A 15,622-nucleotide genomic window follows, 5' to 3' on the forward strand; every position below is an offset into this window, starting at 1 on the left:
GACTGTAACCCGTGATTGGCGTCATCTCATTGCGGGAAATTTTCGTTGCAAAGAAACACCGATGCGTATCCTCGCTTTATCCCTCGCGCTCATCGCAGCCGCCGCAAGCCTGTCAGCGTGCCAGTCGCTGTCGCCTGAGCAGCAGCGCGCCGCTGACGAAGACCAGTGCCTACGCTATGGCTTCAAACCTAGGACCAACGGTTTTGCCGCCTGCCTGCAGCGCATCGATCTCTACCGCCGCGCGCAGTATCGCTATGATAGCGACAGGCTCATGATGGGGATGGCGTTCGAGCTGGACCCGTCCTACTACGGGCGCCCATACTGGCGGCAGTATCGCTACTAATGACGGCCTGCGCGGCGGCGAGGCGGGCGATCGGCACGCGGAAGGGTGAACAGGACACGTAGTCCAATCCGATTTCCTCGCAGAAATGGATGGATGCGGGATCGCCGCCGTGTTCGCCGCAGATTCCAAGCTTCATATCGTTACGCGTACGTCGACCGCGTTCTGCGGCGATGCGGATCAACTCGCCGACACCATCGAAGTCCAGTGAAATGAAGGGATCGTGCTCGATGATCCCCTTGCGCTGATAGGTCGGTATGAAAGCGGACGCATCGTCGCGCGAGATGCCGAAGGTCGTCTGCGTCAAGTCGTTGGTACCGAAAGAGAAGAACTCCGCCGCTTCCGCAATAATATGGGCCCTGAGGGCTGCGCGCGGCAGCTCGATCATCGTGCCGACCAGATAGTCGATCCGCATGCCGGCCTCCGCCATAACGTCGCCGGCAATGGCGTCGATGCGCTCCTTGACGTAATCCAGTTCCGCGCGCAACCCGACGAGCGGCACCATGATCTCAGGCACGACGGCAGCGCCGGTTTCATGGGCCGCCGCGACCGCCGCCTCGAAAATCGCGCGTGCCTGCATCTCGACGATCTCGGGATAGGAAATCGCCAGCCGGCAGCCACGATGCCCGAGCATCGGATTGAATTCGTGTAGGGCATCAACGCGCTGACGCAGCAACGCCGGATCCATGCCCATGGCGGCGGCAACGTCGGCGATCTCCTCGTCCGTCTTCGGCAGGAACTCGTGCAGCGGCGGGTCGAGCAGACGAATCGTCACCGGCAGCCCATGCATGACATTGAAGAGGCTGGTGAAATCGTGCCGTTGCACCGGCAACAAGCTGTCCAACGCGGTGCGCCGGCCGGTTTCATCCTCCGCCAGGATCATCTCGCGCATTAGCTGAATGCGATCGCCCTCGAAGAACATGTGCTCGGTGCGGCAAAGGCCGATGCCTTCAGCGCCGAAGGAACGAGCCGCGCGCGCATCCGCCGGCGTATCGGCGTTAGTGCGCACCGTCATCCGCCGTGCCCGGTCGGCCCATTGCATGATGCGCCCGAAATCGCCCGAAAGCTCCGGCTGGATCATTTGCACGTCGCCCTTCAGCACCTGTCCCGCCGAGCCGTCGATGGTGATGACGTCGCCCTTCTTCAGTGTGACGCCGACGCCGATCAGCCGCTCGTTGCGTACGTCGATGCGCATGCTCCCGGCGCCGACCACGCAGGGGATGCCCATGCCGCGGGCGACAACGGCGGCATGGCTGGTCATGCCGCCACGTGTCGTCAGAATGCCCTCGGCCGCGTGCATCCCGTGAATGTCTTCCGGGCTTGTCTCGACGCGCAGCAGGATGACTTTGCGCCCCTCCTCCGAGGCTATGACCGCCTCTTCGGCCGTAAACACGATCTCGCCGGTCGCGGCACCCGGCGATGCCGGAAGGCCAGTGCCGATGATCTCGCGCGACACACGCGGGTCGATCGTCGGATGCAGAAGCTGGTCCAGTGATGAGGGTTCTATGCGAAGTACCGCTTCCTCTTCGGTAATTACTTTCTCATCGACCATGTCGACGGCGATTTTCATCGCCGCGCGCGTCGAACGCTTGCCTGAGCGGGTCTGCAGCATCCACAGCTTTCCGCGCTCGATGGTGAATTCGATGTCCTGCATGTCGCGATAGTGCGCCTCGAGTTCGGCGCAGATGCGCGACAACTCTTTGAAGGCATCAGGCATCAACTTTTCCATCGACGGTCGTTCGGAACCGGAGCTGATACGACCCTCCTCGGTGATGCTCTGCGGCGTGCGGATACCGGCGACGACGTCCTCGCCCTGTGCATTGACGAGAAATTCGCCGTAGAGCGACTTGTCACCCGTGGACGGATTGCGCGTGAAGGCGACGCCGGTCGCAGACGAATTGCCGTGGTTGCCGAAGACCATCGCCTGGATATTGACGGCCGTTCCCCAGACTTCAGGAATATTGTGAAGCTGGCGATAGGTGACGGCGCGGGCGCTCATCCAGCTCGAGAAAACGGCGCCGACAGCGCCCCATAGCTGCACTTCCGGATCCTGGGGAAACTCCTCGCCCAGTTCCTCCTCGATAATGCCCTTGTAGAGCGAGACCACATGCTGCCATTCGCTGGCGGTCAGTTCCGTGTCGAATTCATAGCCGAGCCTGGCCTTCTCATCCTCGAGGATTTCCTCGAACACTTCATGGTCCAGGCGCATGACGACGTCGGCATACATCTGGATGAAGCGGCGGTAGCTGTCCCAGGCGAAACGGGCGTCGCCGGCATCGTGGCCGAGCGCCTGCACGGTTTCATCGTTGAGGCCGAGATTGAGGACAGTGTCCATCATTCCCGGCATCGAAACACGCGCACCAGAGCGCACCGACAGCAGCAGCGGTCGATCACCCGCGCCAAACCGCCGGCCGGTCGCTTCCTCGATGCGTTCGATGCCGGTCCGGACCTGCGCTTTCAGATCCTCGGCAACCTGTCGCCCGTTCTTGTAGTAGGCGGAACAAGCGTCAGCGATGATCGTCAGACCCGGAGGAACGGGAAGGCCAAGATTGCACATCTCCGCGAGGTTTGCGCCTTTGCCGCCCAAACGCTCAACGTCGAGGGCACTGCCCTCTGCTTGACCGTTGCCAAATGTATAGACCCACTTGGTCATATTCCCCCCAACACCATATCCGGATCAACTTAATCCGTTGGTGTTGAAATGAAAATCGACAAATGCGGCCGAAATGTTGCGTCGCACAACAACTGCGGCAGACTGAAGCGATTGAAGGGAGAAAAAGCTTTGCGGGACTGCAACAAAGTCCCGCAAAGCCTTCTGTCCGTCCAGCCAGGAAAAACCGGACGGGGGGTCTCGTCCATGCGGACAGTCAGAGCGCCAAAGGCCTGCTCCGATCGCGTCGCACAGAAAACTCTGCAGCCGATACCGCTTCGCGGCAATTCGGCAGCGACATGAAGCAATCTCTAATACAAGATCAGTAGAAAAACATCACCCAACGGTGAAGATGTGCCAATTCGGCTCGACTTTTTTTGGGCTTTTTGTCAGCGGCTTGTTTAGGCGATCTCACGCAGTTGTTCAGCCGTCTGCAGATCGACCGACACGAGCTGCGATACGCCCTGCTCCGCCATCGTCACGCCGAACAGCCTGTTCATGCGCGCCATGGTGATCGGATTGTGGGTGATGATGACGAAACGCGTTTCGGTGGAGGCGGCCATTTCGTCCATCAGGTTGCAATAGCGCTCGACATTGTGGTCGTCGAGCGGGGCGTCCACTTCGTCCAGCACGCAGATCGGCGCCGGATTGGTCAGGAAGACGGCAAAGATCAGTGCCATTGCCGTCAGCGCCTGCTCCCCGCCCGAAAGGAGCGTCATCGTCTGCGGCTTCTTGCCGGGCGGGCGGGCGAGAATTTCCAGGCCGGCTTCGAGCGGATCATCGGACTCGATCAGTTGCAGTTCGGCCGTGCCTCCACCGAAAAGATGGGTGAAGAGACGCTGGAACTGGCCGTTGACAACGTCGAAGGCGGCGAGCAGGCGCTCGCGACCCTCGCGATTGAGGCTCTGGATCGCGCCACGCAACTTGCGAATCGCATCGATCACGTCGTCGCGTTCCTTGATCAGCGCCGCGAGCTTGCCGCTCAATTCCTTCTGCTCTTCCTCGGCACGGAGGTTGACCGCGCCAAGGCGCTCGCGCTCCATCTTCAGGCGTTCGAGTTCGCGCTCGACCTCGCGAAGGTCGGGTGCCGCTTGCAGCGACTCTAGTCCGGCAAGTCGAAGGGCCTCGTGTGGCGCGACATTCAGTGCCTCGCGAATTCGCGCCTCGGTTTCCTGCCGCTTTTCCCGCGCCGAGACCAGCCGCTCTTCGGCGCGGCCGCGGCGCTCGCGGCTTTCGGCGAGTTCGGATAGCGCCGTCGCGGCCTTGTGGTCGGCGTCACGCTGCACGACCTCCGCTTCAGCAAGCGCATCGGCCGCATGGCGACGCGCTTCCTCGGCCTTCTGGAGTTCGGTCAACAGCGCACGGCGCTTGTCGTCGAACTCATCGGGCGCCATTTCGAGCTCGGCCGCTTCCTCCCGCGCTTCCTCCTCGCGATCGCGAAGGGTTGCGATATGGTCCTCGGCGCTGGCAGCACGCTGGCGCCAGGTCACGCGCTCCTGCCCAATGGCAATGATGCGGCGTTGGCGGGCTTCGTTTTCGCGGTTCAGGCTTTCATGGCGCGCCCGTGCTTCGGCGAGTGCGCCACGATCGGTCCCGACTTCTGCCTGCTGCGCTCGAAGCCGTTCGTCGATCGCCGTCAGATCAGGTGCATCTTCCAGCTCGATCCTGACGTTTTCTTCCTGAATCGAGAGATCCTCGAGCTGGATCTGAAGCTGGCTGACGGCTTCTGCAATGACATCGCGACGTCGAATGAGATCGCCAGAGGCCCGCTCGGCTGCTGCCAGCGCTTCGCGCGCCTCAGCGAGTTGCCGCGCCGAGATCCGGCTCTTCTCGCGAGCCTCCGCCAGGCGCTGCTCCTGAAGGCGAATGGCATCAGCGGCACCCGCCAGCCGTTCCTCTGCTTCATCAAGCATGTCGCGGGCAAGTGCCGTTTCGCTTTCGAGTTCGGCGAGCCGGTTCTTCTGCGCCAGCCGGAGTGCAGCCGCACTCGGCGCATCCGCACCGGTGACATGGCCGTCCCAGCGATAGACGGCGCCCTCTCTGGTCACCAAACGCTGGCCAGGCTTTAGATCCTTCATCAGCGCCGCAGCATCCGAACCGGAGACCAGGCCGATCTGCTTCAGGCGGCGCATCAGTACCGCCGGCGCACGAACATGGTTGGTCAGCGGCGTCGCCCCTGATGGCAATGCCGGATCCGCAGCGCCGTCACCATTGCCGGACCAATGAACCGGCGCCTTGGGATCAAGCGGCGATTCGATGTCGTCGCCAAGCGCCGCACCGAGCGCCGTTTCGAAGCCGCGATCGACGCGAAGCTCATCGGCAACCGGCGCAAATTCGCCTGCGGCGGCGCCGGCCGCCAGCATACGCGAAATCGTCCGGGCTTCCGTTTCGATGGCATTCAGCTTTGCGCGTGCCTCATCGACCGGCGATCGGGAAAGAGCCTCGGTCTGGCGAGCAGCGGCCAAGGCCTGCTCGACGCCCTGGATCGCGGCCTCCACCTCGGCAAGCGCCTGCTCGCCCGCCTCGACCACGGCCCGCTTCTCGTCCGGATCGGGCAGGCCGGAAATCTTCTCGCCGATGGCCGACAGCTCGCGGTTGGCCTCGTCCATCTGCCGTTCAAGACGCATCTTGCGATCGGCCAGATCGCGAATGGCACGCTCGAGCTGGTTGCGCCCGGCAGCGGCCTCGGCGCGCTCGGCGGTCAGGCTCGCGAAGACGCGCTCGCTGTCTGCGAGCTTGGCCGAAGCCTCTTCGAAGGCCTCGCGGGTTTCCTCGGCAAAACGGTCGGAATCGGCAAGGATCTCGGTTATCTCGCCCTCTTCGGCGTCCAGCCGCGCCAGGATCTCGGCGTTGTCGGCAACCAGCCGCTCCTCGCGGCGGATGTCCTCGCCGAGCTGCGCAAGGCGGCGGGTCAGTTCGTCGCGGCGGCGCAGGATGCGATTGGCGTCCTCCTCCAACTGCGTCTTGGCGATCTGCAGGCGCTGCAATGCGGCGGCGGCGCGCGCTTCGCCATCGCGCAACTCAGGCAGCTTGAGGCTTGCAATGCCCTGAACCTTGGCGGCCTCCATCTGCATCTGCGCCTTTTCGGCGACGACGACGGTGGCCTGATTGAGCGCGCTGTCGGCATCGGCTTCCGCCTCCTTGGCCTGCACCCAGCGGATATGCAGGAGCAGCGCCTCGCGGGCGCGGATATCCGCCGACAGTGACTTGAAGCGGCTTGCCTGACGGGCCTGACGCTTCAGGCTCTCGATCTGGCTCTCGAGTTGAGAGGTTACGTCGTCAAGGCGTTCGAGATTGCTTTCGGCAGCACGCAGGCGAAGCTCGGCTTCGTGGCGGCGCGAATGCAGGCCTGATATGCCGGCTGCCTCTTCGAGCAATTGGCGGCGGGCCTGCGGCTTGGCCGAAATCAACTCGCCGATCCGCCCCTGCCCGACCATGGACGGCGAACGGGCACCGGTGGAGGCGTCGGCAAAGAGAAGCTGCACGTCCTTGGCACGGCTTTCCTTGCCGTTGATGCGATAGATCGATCCCTGCTCACGCTCGATGCGGCGCGTAACCTGGATCTCGTCGCTGTCGTTGAAGGCGGCAGGCGCGGTGCGCGCGGCATTGTCGAGATAAAGCGCGACTTCGGCGGTGTTGCGAGCGGGACGGTTGCCGGAGCCGGAGAAGATGACGTCGTCCATGCCGGACGCCCGCATGTTCTTGTACGAGTTTTCACCCATCACCCAGCGAAGTGCTTCGACGAGGTTCGACTTGCCGCAGCCGTTCGGGCCGACGATACCGGTCAAGCCGCGCTCGATGATGAATTCGGTGGGTTCGACGAAGGACTTGAAGCCGACGACACGAAGCTTGTTGAACTTCATGCCGTATCCCCGCGCCTGATATAGCAAAAGACGGGCGCACGGCTTCGGCCGTCGCCCGTCGATCGGATACGGTTCAGATTAGAGCAGGCTGTCGATAAGGGCCGACATGGTGTCAACCGTCATGTCTCCAGAATAGCGCTTGCCGTTGATGAGGAACGTCGGCGTGGCATTGACGCCAAACTCCTTGGAACCCCTTTCCCGCGTTGCGTTCACTTGATCCAGCAGCTTCTGGTTCGTCAAGCACTTCGTGAAGCTATCCTCAGTAAATCCAGCAAGTTTGGACATCTGAAGCAGTGCACCGCGGCCATCATCTGCAGCCGCCCAGGTCTGCTGCTGCTTGAACAGCATGGCAACCATCGGGAAATACTGTTCGGCCGTGCTCAATTCTTCCGGCTTGGAAGGATTGCAGCGCGCCAGCATGAAGGCGGCAGCCGCACGCGGATCGAACGGGAATTCGCGGATGATGAAACGCACCTTGCCGGTATCGACGTACTTCTTCTTGATTTCGTCGAAGGTCGTCGTGTGGAAGTGGGCGCAGTGCGGGCAGGTCATCGACATATATTCGACGATCGTGACCGGGGCGTCTTCCTTGCCGAGCGCCATTTCCGGCAGTTCGCCTGGCTTCAGCACGGCAGCCATGTCGACGTCGCCATCGGGCTTAGGCACTTCGACAGCGGCCTGTGCGGTGCTGAAAACCGCAAGCGTCGCAGTCGCGGCAGCCACGCCGCCCAGAAGCTGGCGTTTCGTCAGTTGCATTTCGGAAATCGGCATGAAGTTCCCCATAAATGAGAGTAGTGGCTGACAGTGCGATATAACGGCTCGATGCCCCGAACAAGGCACGCTTCGCCAACTTTCTTCAAAGAATTGTGACCTTGGTTGGACCGCCAGATTAAATTGCGGACAGAATTGCAGGAGCAATACTTGGAAGCGCTAGCGCCCGCGCTTTCCCAACACGGCCGTTCCAAGACGCTTTACCGCTTCGCGCAGCTTGTCGCCTTCGATCCCTTCCATCATCTCGTCCAGTTTTGCGGCTGCCGCACCCTTTAGCGGCGGTGGCGTACGGGAGCGCTTGATCGCTTGATAGACAGGTTTCTGGACGATGCGGATCTGGTGAACGGCGGCGAAGCCGAAGAAGCTGTTGACCCGCTGGATCAGTTCGCCCTGCGCATGCGTCAGAAACAGGGCGCGAGCGCCCTCGCAGGCGATGGTGAGCACGCCGGGGCGGAAACCGCCGTCATCGTTACCCCTCGCCCAGGCGATCTTTTCCGGCCGCGTGCAATCGGCGAACTCCTCGCCGGCGATCTCGTCCCACGAGCCGAGCAGCGCGGTGTTGATGCCGGCGCGCTTTGCGAGCACCGGATCGATCAACCCATTGGTCAATTCGGAGATCTGCTTTTCACCTTTGCGTGGATAACTCATTGAAACCTTCAGATCGCGCTGCGTTCGGGCACCACTGCCTTGATCGCGCGGCATTGCTTCGCCAAGTATAGGGCACTTCCCCTCACGACGGCAAATGATGACATCGACGACACTGGACGCGCCCGCCGCCAAGCCCCTTCTCGACTGGTATGACCGGCACCATCGAGACCTGCCATGGCGCATCTCGCCGCCGATGGCGGCGCGCGGCATCAAGGCCGATCCCTACCATGTCTGGCTCTCCGAGGTGATGCTGCAGCAAACCACGGTGCCGGCGGTGAAGCCCTACTTCGCCAATTTCCTGGCGCGCTGGCCGACCGTGCGCGACCTTGCCGATGCTCCCAGCGAAGACGTCATGGCTGCCTGGGCAGGGCTTGGCTACTACGCGCGCGCCCGCAACCTGAAGAAATGCGCCGAGGCAGTAACGCGCGACCACGGCGGCATCTTTCCTGACAGCGAGGACGGACTGAAATCGCTTCCCGGCATCGGCGACTATACGGCTGCAGCGGTGGCGGCGATCGCCTTCAACCGGCAGGCGGCCGTGATGGACGGCAACGTCGAACGGGTGATCTCGCGGCTCTACGCCATCGCCACGCCTCTGCCCGCAGCCAAACCTGACATGAAGCAGAAGGTGGCTCTTCTCACCCCAAATGATCGGCCGGGCGACTTCGCGCAGGCGATGATGGATCTCGGCGCGACGATCTGCACGCCGAAGCGACCGGCCTGTTCGCTCTGTCCCTTCAGGGGATCCTGCGAGGCGCTGCGCCTGCACGATCCCGAACAGTTTCCAGTCAAGGCAGCCAAGAAGGAAAAGCCGATCCGCCAGGGCGCGGCCTTTATCGCGGTCACGGGGGATGGCGAAATTCTGCTGCGGCGTCGCATCGAGAGCGGCCTTCTTGGCGGCATGACCGAGGTGCCGACGACCCACTGGACGGCGCGGCAGGACGGCGAGACATCGGCTGACGCGGCACCGTTTCCGGCGGCGTGGGAGCCTTGCGGGACCGTGACCCACGTCTTCACCCATTTCGAGCTCAGGCTTTCCATCTACCGCGTCGCGATCCCTTCGCGAATTCAAACGGATAACGGTTGGTGGGAGCCGGTTACAAATCTTGACTCGCAGGCGCTGCCGACCGTCATGAAAAAAGCAATCACCGCGGCTATTCCGCTCGCGTTCAAACATGCCAAGGATTAATCGATGGCCATCGAGCATATTGTTTTCGACATTGGAAAAGTACTCATCCATTACGATCCGAGTATCCCGTTCAGCCGCCTCATCCCCGACGAGACTGAACGCAAGTGGTTTTTCGACAATGTCTGCACCCACGACTGGAACGTCGAGCAGGACCGTGGCCGCACCTGGACCGATGCCGAAGCCTTGCTGATCGAGGTTCATCCGGACCGCGAGGAGCACATCCGCGCCTTCCGCAAGCACTGGCACGAAATGGTCTCGCACGCCTACGATGACAGCGTCGCCATCATGGAAGGCCTGATTGACGATGGCCAGGACGTGACGATGCTGACGAACTTCGCGTCCGACACCTTCCGCGAGGCGCAAGTCCGCTTCCCGTTCCTGACCAAGCCGCGCGGGGTAACGGTCTCCGGCGACGTCGGTCTCATCAAGCCCGATATTGCGATCTACGAAACACACGCCAGGAGCTTCGGCCTCAATCCGGCGGCGACGATCTTCATTGACGACTCCGCCCCCAACGTCGAAGGCGCGAAAGCGGCCGGCTGGGATGCGGTTCTCTTCACCGGCGCCGACAAGCTGCGCGCCGATCTTACAGCGCGCGGCGTGAGGCTCTGACCATGGCATTCGATCCGGTTGAGGAAATCAAACGCTTCCATGGCGCGATCAACGCGCTCGATTTCGATATGATCGAGGACTATTTCGCGGATGACGCGACCTATGTCTCGAATGGCGTGGGCAGCTTGTCCGGGCGAGCCGAGATCATGGTCGCCTTCCGCAAGTATTTTGACGACTACCCAGACCAGACAGCAATCAACACGCTGGTCGAGAAGGTCAGCCCCTATGCCGGCCGTGCCGTTTGGTCGGTTCGCGCGACGCACAGCAAGACGGGCAAGCCCTTAGTGCGGGAAGGCGAAGAGACGATCACCTTCAACGAAGACGGTCGCGTCACCCACGTCGAAGTGACGGATTACCGAGCATTCTGAAAGAACGTCGCCGAGAGATAAAAGGCGAGCACGAAAAAGAGCCACAGGTCGGAAACCATCGCGATGGTTCTCGACCTGTTTCTTGCTCGCTCCAGCAGATGCTTGAGACCGGCAAGACCGAAGAACAGGGAACCGATGATCGCGGCAGGGACGATCCACTGCGGCGCGAAAAGGCTGAGCACGCCAAGCATACCGATTGACAGGTTGCCGAAGCCGATCTCCTGCACCAACGACTGGGCCTTATGATCGGTCACACCAAAGATCGTTTCCGCCGTGAACGCCGGATTGATGATCTGTTTCAGACTGGCCATAAGCAATCGCAAGCCGACGCCCCAAAAGACGAACCATTTTCCGATAAGGAAGACGAGATTGGCATCCGCATTCCAATGCACTTCGGCGACAACCGAGCCCAACGGCAAAACAAGCATCAGCAACAATATGACCGCAAGATACATGGCATTCCTTGCCTGTTTCGGATCATCAGCAGCCGATACATGACACGGAATTGCACGGCCGCGCGAGCCAAAATGAAGAGCGCCCGGGGTGTTGATCCCCGGGCGCCAGGCCTTCTTCCGTAACTGGAGGTACAAAACACCGGAAGAAGGAAGTCTCGATCAGGTCGAGGCGCGCGTCATTCCGCCTTTGCCAGATCACTGCGGATCACGGACCGCAATTCGTCGATCGGGCGCAGGGACTGCCCGTCGTCGAAATGCCAGAATGTCCATCCGTTGCATGCATCAAGGCCCTGGACCTTTGCCCCAAGGCGATGAATGGAACCGGCCTCGCCACCGGAAGCCACCGTGCCGTCGGCGCGAACGATCGCGCTGTAGCGGCGGCGGGCATCGGTAAGCACCTGGCCGGGCTTGATCAGACCGCTTTCGACCAGCACGTTGAAAGCCACGCGGACTTCCTGCTTCTTGCCGGTCATGACGGTGAGTTCAGCCTTGCCGAGCGGCTCGACCGCTTCGATGCGAGCGGAGGCCGCATCGATGTAGTCCTGCTCGCGCTCGATGCCGACGAAGTGGCGGCCGAGGCGCTTGGCGACGGCACCCGTCGTGCCGGAGCCGAAGAATGGATCGAGGATGATGTCGCCTGGCTTCGAGGACGCCATGATGACACGGGCAAGCAACGCTTCCGGCTTCTGCGTCGGATGCACCTTCTTGCCGTCGTCGCCCTTCAGGCGTTCGCCGCCGCTGCAGATCGGGAACAGCCAGTCGGACCGCATCTGCACGTCGTCGTTTGCCGCCTTCATGGCATCGTAGTTGAAGGTATAGCCCTTGGCCTTGGCGTTCGGGCTCGCCCAGATCATCGTCTCATGCGCGTTCTGGAAGCGGCGGCCCTTGAAGTTCGGCATCGGGTTGGTCTTGCGCCAGACGATGTCGTTGAGGATCCAGAAATTGAGATCCTGCAGCGTCGCACCAACGCGGAAGATGTTGTGATAGGAGCCGATGACCCAGATCGTGCCGGTCGGCTTCAGAACGCGGCGGCAGGCGAGCAGCCAGGCGCGGGTGAAGGCATCGTAGGCTTCGAAGGAGGCGAACTGATCCCACTCGTCATCGACGGCGTCGACCAGCGACTGGTCGGGGCGATGCAGCGTACCGCCCAACTGCAGATTGTATGGCGGATCGGCGAAAATAACGTCTACGGAGTGGTTCGGCAGGGCTTCAAGGGCAGCAACGCAATCGCCCTTGATGATCGTGTCGATCCAGGAGCCCGGCTTTGCGGAGGCCTTGAGATCGGCAAGCGGAAATACTGACGCCATCTGGAAACTCGCTCATACACAATTACGCTTTTTACTGTCTGTTATGGTTACTCAGTTTGGTTACCAAAGCCTGAAGGGATGAGCGATTTCGGGAAAATAAGTCGCGACAGGCGTCGGCGCCGAAGGAGCGGGGCAGCGGCCGCACGCCCTTCCGGCTGTGTTATTACGCCGCCGCGTCATGCACCTTGCGGCTATCGGCCGGAGCTTCGGCGCGCTCGTTCATGCCGTAGTCGCGAACGATGTGGCCGATGCGCAGCCGATAGTCCGCGAAGACGCCGTTGCGGCCGGCGTGCTGGGCAGCTCGGTGTGCCTCCACGTTTCGCCAAGCCTTGACCGCCTCCTCGTCGCGCCAGAAGGACAGCGACAGCAGCTTGCCGCGATTGGTGAGGCTTTCAAAGCGTTCGATTGAAATGAAGCCGTCGATCTTTTCGAGTTCACCGCGAAGTTCGCCGGCGAGATCGAGATAGGTGTGGCGTTCGCCCATGAAGGGCAGGACTTCGAAGATAACAGCGATCATGGCATCACCAGCTTTGAATGAGGAAGGGAAGCGTTCTTGAGGAAGATACGATCTTCTTTGAGGATGAAACGTTCGCGTTTGGCGAATTCGTAGTTTTGCCTGCCGAGCGGATCGGCGGCAAGGCGGGCGCGATAAGCTTCGTAGGCGGCGAGGTTTTCAATGTTGTAGACGCCGTAAGCCGTCGTCGCCGAGCCCTCATGCGGCGCGAAATAGCCGATCAGGTCCGCACCGTTGCGCGGAATTGCCTGCCCCCAGTTGCGAGCGTATTCGGCGAAGGCGTCCCTCTTGAACGGATCGATTTCATAGCGGATGAAGCAGGTAATCATCGTCGTCTCCTTGTTGTCTGGAAGCGGTTTTCGCACATTGTCTGACGACAATGCTTCGGTTAGGATCGAAGTATGAAGGAAGGACCCGACATAGCCCAGATCGGCGCGCTGATCGGCGATCCAGCGCGCGCCAACATGCTGACGGCGTTGATGGGCGGCAAGGCGCTAACGGCAACGGAGCTTGCCGCCGCCGGCGGCATTACCGTGCAGACAGCGAGCACGCACCTTGCCAAGCTGGAAGCCGGCAATCTGCTCGCCCAGCGCAAGCAGGGCCGCCATCGCTACTTCACGCTGGCGGATGACAGTGTCGGCAAGTTCCTGGAGAGCATCATGGGATTTGCGGCCGGGCGCGGTCATTTGCGCCACAAGCCGGGACCGAAGGAACCGGCCTTGCGCAAGGCGCGCATCTGCTACGATCATCTCGCCGGCGACTACGGCGTACGCATGCTGGACAGCTTGATTGCTCGTGGCGCGATCGATGCATTCGGTGATGGCCTTGCCGTGACGGAAAGCGGCGAAACCGCGCTCAAGAGTATCGGCATCGACGTCCACGCCCTGAGATCGTTGCGTCGTCCACTCTGCCGCTCCTGCCTGGATTGGAGCGAGCGACGGGCCCACCTCGCCGGCAGTCTCGGAAAGGCGCTACTTTCGAATTTCCTCGACAAAGGCTGGGCGCGTCGCACTGCCGAAAGCCGCTCCGTCATCTTCTCACCAGAAGGCGAACGGCAATTTCTTGCCTTGTTTCCTGCCGCCAAATAGCCGCGAAAGCGATCGTAAGATCGAAGCCGCCCGTGGCACGCAATCCAGCCATGCCCTGCTGTCGGTTGAGCTTCGCCGAGGCATCGTGTAAAGGGGCATCATCCCAAATAAGGCGCAAGTATATGGACGGCTTCGACCTCATCATCTTCGACTGCGACGGCGTTCTGGTCGACTCGGAAATTATTGCTGCGGATGTCGAATCCAAGCTTCTGACCGAAGCGGGCTACCCGATCAGCATCGAGGAAATGGGCGAGCGCTTCGCCGGCATGACCTGGCAGAATATCCTGCTGCAGGTCGAGCGCGAGGCCAGCATTCCGATTTCCGCATCGCTGCTCGACAAGTCCGAAAAGCTGCTCGATCTGCGTCTGTCCCAGGATGTGCAGGCAATTGCCGGCGTCGAAGCCGCTCTCTCGCGACTGAAGCTGAAGCGCTGCATCTGCTCGAACTCCAGCAGTGCGCGGCTCGACATGATGCTCGGCAAAGTGGGCCTGAAGCCGCTCTTTGCGCCGCATATCTTCTCAGCCAAGGATCTCGGTGCCGATCGCGTGAAGCCGAAGCCGGATATCTTCCTGCATGGCGCAAAGCAGATGGGCGTTTCCACAGACCGCGTCGTGGTCGTCGAGGACTCCGTCCATGGCGTTCACGCAGCGCGGGCTGCCGGCATGCGCGTCATCGGGTTTACCGGCGCCTCCCATACCTATCCGGCACATGCCGACAGGCTGACCGATGCCGGTGCTGAAACCGTCATTTCCCGGATGAGCGATTTGCCCGGCATCGTTGCCGCGCTCGCCGAATGGGAAGGCGCCCTGTAGAACGCGCGTTCTTGGCGCGACAGAGCGAACCCATTCGGATACCGGAGTGGTAATCGCCGTCTGATGGGGCTGCTCGTATGAACGTTTCCGTGGAATTGTGCTCTCCGCCCGAACTCGACGACCGGATCACCGTTGTCAGGGCCGGAGACGAAGTTGATGGCATCTTCGTCCGCACCAGGAGATTCAACGTCCTGGTCGACACTCTCGGAACGCCCGAGCTGTGCCGGACGGCGCTGGACCTGCTTGGCGAGGACGTGCATGCACGTCCGCTGCTGGTCGTGAACTCGCACATGGACTGGGATCACTTTTGGGGAAACGCCGCGATTGCAGGAAAGGCGCCGATCATTGCCCATGCCGCAACGCTTGAGCGCTTGCGTGATCCGTCCTCACTTCAAGTCCTGAAAGATAAGGTGCGCGAAGATCAGCGATTTCGAAACGTTGAACTCGTAGCGCCAGACATCACCTTCTCAGGCTCTATGACCCTTCACGGTGGCGATCTCACGCTCGAATTGTTTCACACGCCAGGTCATACGCCCGACCATGTCTCGGTGTGGATTCCTGAAATCCGCGTATGCCTGGCCGTCGACGCGGTCGAGTATCCGATCCCCGAGGCGTGGAGCAGGAGCGCGCATGATCTCCGGCTCCTCTCCTCATCCCTCGAACGAATACGCGACCTTAACGCGAGGTTTGTGATTCCTGCGCACGGCAGAACGCTCTCTCCCGCGACGGTGGACGACAACTTGCAATATTTCAAAGAGTTGGCCCGCCGTGTCGAGAACTTGAGCGAGAGCGACCTGTTGAGTCCCGGGCTCAACAAGGCGGTTGGGTTCCGACTTCAGGATTTCGTCGCCATTCCGGCCGACATGGCGACGGAGGTGGTGGCCTTCTACGAAGGGTTCCACGACACCAATCTCGCCGCGACAATTCAGGCGCGCTTGGACGGCTGAACGACGACACGGCGTTCGTCGTGCGACTCCGCTGGTTCCCTTCGGTATGAATACTCGT

Annotated in this window: 15 protein-coding genes; 7 read left to right on the forward strand and 8 right to left on the reverse strand. The window is 61.4% G+C overall.

Annotation, left to right across the window (positions count from 1 at the left end):
* The first annotated feature begins 61 nt into the window (after positions 1 to 61).
* Positions 62 to 343, forward strand: a complete 282-nt coding sequence (locus FHT76_RS11085) for a hypothetical protein (RefSeq protein ID WP_183859846.1) — start codon at positions 62 to 64, stop codon at positions 341 to 343.
* Here the strand turns inward: FHT76_RS11085 and ppdK are convergent.
* From ppdK to FHT76_RS11105, 4 genes are all read right to left on the reverse strand, one after another.
* Positions 270 to 2,993 (reverse strand): pyruvate, phosphate dikinase, encoded by a 2,724-nt coding sequence (gene ppdK, locus FHT76_RS11090; protein WP_183859848.1) that lies wholly within the window; start codon positions 2,991 to 2,993, stop codon positions 270 to 272. The genes FHT76_RS11085 and ppdK overlap by 74 nt on opposite strands.
* Positions 2,994 to 3,391: 398 nt before the next feature.
* Positions 3,392 to 6,853, reverse strand: coding sequence for a chromosome segregation SMC family protein (locus tag FHT76_RS11095; protein ID WP_259126692.1), 3,462 nt, complete (start codon positions 6,851 to 6,853; stop codon positions 3,392 to 3,394).
* 78 nt (positions 6,854 to 6,931) lie between these two features.
* Positions 6,932 to 7,624, reverse strand: coding sequence for a DsbA family protein (locus FHT76_RS11100; RefSeq protein ID WP_183859852.1), 693 nt, complete (start codon positions 7,622 to 7,624; stop codon positions 6,932 to 6,934).
* 159 nt (positions 7,625 to 7,783) lie between these two features.
* Positions 7,784 to 8,272 (reverse strand): DUF721 domain-containing protein, encoded by a 489-nt coding sequence (locus FHT76_RS11105; RefSeq protein WP_016553043.1) that lies wholly within the window; start codon positions 8,270 to 8,272, stop codon positions 7,784 to 7,786.
* Between the two features lie 97 nt (positions 8,273 to 8,369).
* On the opposite strand from FHT76_RS11105, the gene mutY reads away from it, so the two are divergent.
* The 3 genes from mutY to FHT76_RS11120 are packed head-to-tail and all read left to right on the forward strand — an operon-like array spanning position 8,370 to position 10,441.
* Positions 8,370 to 9,461 carry an A/G-specific adenine glycosylase gene (gene mutY / locus FHT76_RS11110; RefSeq protein WP_183860735.1) on the forward strand — a complete coding sequence of 364 codons (1,092 nt, stop codon included), beginning with the start codon at positions 8,370 to 8,372 and terminating at the stop codon, positions 9,459 to 9,461.
* A gap of 3 nt (positions 9,462 to 9,464) precedes the next feature.
* Positions 9,465 to 10,073 carry an HAD family phosphatase gene (locus FHT76_RS11115; protein WP_259126691.1) on the forward strand — a complete coding sequence of 203 codons (609 nt, stop codon included), beginning with the start codon at positions 9,465 to 9,467 and terminating at the stop codon, positions 10,071 to 10,073.
* Positions 10,074 to 10,075: 2 nt separating this feature from the next.
* Entirely contained in the window at positions 10,076 to 10,441 is a 366-nt protein-coding gene (locus FHT76_RS11120) for a nuclear transport factor 2 family protein (RefSeq protein WP_259126690.1), read from the forward strand.
* On the opposite strand, the gene FHT76_RS11125 is transcribed toward FHT76_RS11120, so the two are convergent.
* From FHT76_RS11125 to FHT76_RS11140, 4 genes are all read right to left on the reverse strand, one after another.
* Positions 10,426 to 10,896 carry a DUF6790 family protein gene (locus FHT76_RS11125; protein WP_183859858.1) on the reverse strand — a complete coding sequence of 157 codons (471 nt, stop codon included), beginning with the start codon at positions 10,894 to 10,896 and terminating at the stop codon, positions 10,426 to 10,428. The two genes, FHT76_RS11120 and FHT76_RS11125, sit on opposite strands and share 16 nt — an antisense overlap.
* A 176-nt stretch (positions 10,897 to 11,072) precedes the next feature.
* The gene (locus tag FHT76_RS11130) at positions 11,073 to 12,203 is read right to left on the reverse strand and encodes a site-specific DNA-methyltransferase (protein ID WP_183859860.1); all 1,131 of its coding nucleotides are present in this window, start codon (positions 12,201 to 12,203) and stop codon (positions 11,073 to 11,075) included.
* Positions 12,204 to 12,366: 163 nt separating this feature from the next.
* Positions 12,367 to 12,720 carry an antibiotic biosynthesis monooxygenase gene (locus FHT76_RS11135; RefSeq protein ID WP_112656607.1) on the reverse strand — a complete coding sequence of 118 codons (354 nt, stop codon included), beginning with the start codon at positions 12,718 to 12,720 and terminating at the stop codon, positions 12,367 to 12,369.
* Positions 12,717 to 13,046 (reverse strand): NIPSNAP family protein, encoded by a 330-nt coding sequence (locus tag FHT76_RS11140; protein WP_183752211.1) that lies wholly within the window; start codon positions 13,044 to 13,046, stop codon positions 12,717 to 12,719. The genes FHT76_RS11135 and FHT76_RS11140 overlap by 4 nt, the downstream gene beginning before the upstream one ends.
* Positions 13,047 to 13,118: 72 nt before the next feature.
* Here FHT76_RS11140 and FHT76_RS11145 point away from each other — a divergent pair, with 72 nt between their 5' ends.
* The 3 genes from FHT76_RS11145 (at position 13,119) to FHT76_RS11155 (ending at position 15,564) form a co-directional block, all read left to right on the forward strand.
* Positions 13,119 to 13,805: a helix-turn-helix transcriptional regulator gene (locus FHT76_RS11145; protein ID WP_183859862.1), complete on the forward strand. Its 687-nt coding sequence runs from the start codon at positions 13,119 to 13,121 to the stop codon at positions 13,803 to 13,805.
* Between the two features lie 122 nt (positions 13,806 to 13,927).
* Positions 13,928 to 14,617: an HAD family hydrolase gene (locus FHT76_RS11150; protein WP_183752215.1), complete on the forward strand. Its 690-nt coding sequence runs from the start codon at positions 13,928 to 13,930 to the stop codon at positions 14,615 to 14,617.
* A gap of 77 nt (positions 14,618 to 14,694) precedes the next feature.
* Positions 14,695 to 15,564, forward strand: coding sequence for an MBL fold metallo-hydrolase (locus FHT76_RS11155; protein WP_183859864.1), 870 nt, complete (start codon positions 14,695 to 14,697; stop codon positions 15,562 to 15,564).
* Positions 15,565 to 15,622: the final 58 nt, after the last annotated feature.

The sequence above is a fragment of the Rhizobium sp. BK176 genome (assembly GCF_024808055.1).

Coding starts and splice junctions, on each gene's coding strand:
- FHT76_RS11085 (WP_183859846.1), top strand. CDS start 62: ATGCGTATCCTCGCTTTATCCCTCGCGCTCATCGCAGCCGCCGCAAGC.
- ppdK (WP_183859848.1), bottom strand. CDS start 2,993: ATGACCAAGTGGGTCTATACATTTGGCAACGGTCAAGCAGAGGGCAGT.
- FHT76_RS11095 (WP_259126692.1), bottom strand. CDS start 6,853: ATGAAGTTCAACAAGCTTCGTGTCGTCGGCTTCAAGTCCTTCGTCGAA.
- FHT76_RS11100 (WP_183859852.1), bottom strand. CDS start 7,624: ATGCCGATTTCCGAAATGCAACTGACGAAACGCCAGCTTCTGGGCGGC.
- FHT76_RS11105 (WP_016553043.1), bottom strand. CDS start 8,272: ATGAGTTATCCACGCAAAGGTGAAAAGCAGATCTCCGAATTGACCAAT.
- mutY (WP_183860735.1), top strand. CDS start 8,370: ATGACATCGACGACACTGGACGCGCCCGCCGCCAAGCCCCTTCTCGAC.
- FHT76_RS11115 (WP_259126691.1), top strand. CDS start 9,465: ATGGCCATCGAGCATATTGTTTTCGACATTGGAAAAGTACTCATCCAT.
- FHT76_RS11120 (WP_259126690.1), top strand. CDS start 10,076: ATGGCATTCGATCCGGTTGAGGAAATCAAACGCTTCCATGGCGCGATC.
- FHT76_RS11125 (WP_183859858.1), bottom strand. CDS start 10,896: ATGTATCTTGCGGTCATATTGTTGCTGATGCTTGTTTTGCCGTTGGGC.
- FHT76_RS11130 (WP_183859860.1), bottom strand. CDS start 12,203: ATGGCGTCAGTATTTCCGCTTGCCGATCTCAAGGCCTCCGCAAAGCCG.
- FHT76_RS11135 (WP_112656607.1), bottom strand. CDS start 12,720: ATGATCGCTGTTATCTTCGAAGTCCTGCCCTTCATGGGCGAACGCCAC.
- FHT76_RS11140 (WP_183752211.1), bottom strand. CDS start 13,046: ATGATTACCTGCTTCATCCGCTATGAAATCGATCCGTTCAAGAGGGAC.
- FHT76_RS11145 (WP_183859862.1), top strand. CDS start 13,119: ATGAAGGAAGGACCCGACATAGCCCAGATCGGCGCGCTGATCGGCGAT.
- FHT76_RS11150 (WP_183752215.1), top strand. CDS start 13,928: ATGGACGGCTTCGACCTCATCATCTTCGACTGCGACGGCGTTCTGGTC.
- FHT76_RS11155 (WP_183859864.1), top strand. CDS start 14,695: ATGAACGTTTCCGTGGAATTGTGCTCTCCGCCCGAACTCGACGACCGG.